This is a genomic window from Paenibacillus sp. oral taxon 786 str. D14 (assembly GCF_000159955.1).
GTDB classification, from domain to species: Bacteria; Bacillota; Bacilli; order Paenibacillales; family Paenibacillaceae; genus Fontibacillus; species Fontibacillus phoenicis.
The window spans coordinates 1-797 of the sequence record NZ_GG696037.1 but is presented as its reverse complement, the minus strand read 5'-3'; the positions used below and the strand labels follow the sequence as shown (position 1 = coordinate 797).

1 protein-coding gene is annotated in these 797 nt (G+C 51.8%); it reads right to left on the bottom strand.

What is annotated here, in order from left to right; genetic code table 11:
- The coding region (locus tag POTG_RS22575; protein ID WP_036646822.1) for an IS110 family transposase at window positions 1-400 on the bottom strand (400 nt) is incomplete at its 3' end.
- Between the last annotated feature and the right edge of the window lie 397 nt (window positions 401-797).

The window sequence follows — 797 nt, the reverse complement described above, 5'->3', positions numbered from 1 at the left end:
CTTGCATGACGATGGTGGTCGTCAGGCGGCCGAAGCGCAGGCGATCCGCAATGATCCAGGCGTCGAGCCGGTCGGTCTTGTCCATATCCGCATAGGCTTCTCTGAACTTGCTGATGAGCTTGGGGTTCAAAGTGAACACCTTGGCCTTGCGCTCTCGAAGAGCTGGATCCTGATGCAGGTACATGGCAGGATGCCAGCTGTAGACGGAAGTCGCTTCAAGGCCAATGTGAATCGCGGAAGACGAATGCTTGTCCGCTATGGCGACGATGCGATCTCTCAGATGAGAAGCGCCGTCGAGATTATTCTTGACGGTGAACGTTTCCAGCTTGTCTCCGTCGGGATTCATAAAGCACGCTTCCAGTTCTTGTGAACTGACGTCAATACCGACAAATAACTTCAAATGGAATACCTCCTTTCTATTGGGGGATTCAGGGAATGGACTCTCCGGGATGCCTCCGGCGCACACGCAGATCAATCACCCTCGCCTATGAGAACACGCTTCAGTCCATGAGCTGCCCCGGCACTGCTATTGCCGGGCATGGGTTGCCGAAGGGAACAGCCAGCGGGTAGGAAGTTCAGACGTGTACCGGAGAAACAGACTTATGATGTAGACGTTGCTACAGGAGTGATACGAATTTCCCCGAATGGACCCTAAGTTCCATTGTCCAGAGACATTCCAGAAAGTCCAGTCCCCATTCAATTTTCAAAGAACAATTCGCTGGAAACTTTCAATGAATCTTTCCAGCCCCGTAGGGGCTGGAAGCTGAAAGAAAAGAGCTTTCAAAAGATACTATACG